This window comes from Curtobacterium sp. P97, from assembly GCF_023712445.1.
GTDB lineage: Bacteria > Actinomycetota > Actinomycetes > Actinomycetales > Microbacteriaceae > Curtobacterium.
Window position 1 is genome coordinate 1 of record NZ_JAMAYF010000133.1, and the last position, 444, is coordinate 444.

A 444-nucleotide genomic window follows, 5' to 3' on the forward strand; every position below is an offset into this window, starting at 1 on the left:
TTGTTACACCTGATCGGTTGGATTTTAAAATGTACAAATGCCACCAGAACCGAAATACCAGTAATAAGCCATGTACAAAACGGAGAGGAAAATCACAACAGCTGCTATTTTTTGGATAGAACCCATATAGTTGTGCAGAAACTTCTGTACCAATTGTCGTGAAATCAATGAGACCATCGTGATCGCTGTCACCACAATTCCCATACCAAGGGAGTAGATGATGAACTTGATGATCACGGCCGTTACGCTATTGTCATTCAGCGATGCAGAGACCACCAACATAAAGGCTGGCAAGGTACAACCAAGTGATGTCACGGCATAGGCTATTCCGTAAAAATAGATAGACCATTTCCCTGGCTTGACTTGAAAAGATCCTATTTTAATCGGCAAATGCTTCCCGAATAGCATGCCCAACCCCAATAAAGCAATGAGTATACCCATAAC

The 444-nt window shown here is 42.1% G+C and carries 1 protein-coding gene; it reads right to left on the reverse strand.

Annotated elements, in window-relative coordinates:
* Positions 1 to 24: 24 nt before the first annotated feature.
* The coding region (locus tag M3677_RS17305) for a hypothetical protein (protein WP_251161183.1) at positions 25 to 444 on the reverse strand (420 nt) is incomplete at its 5' end.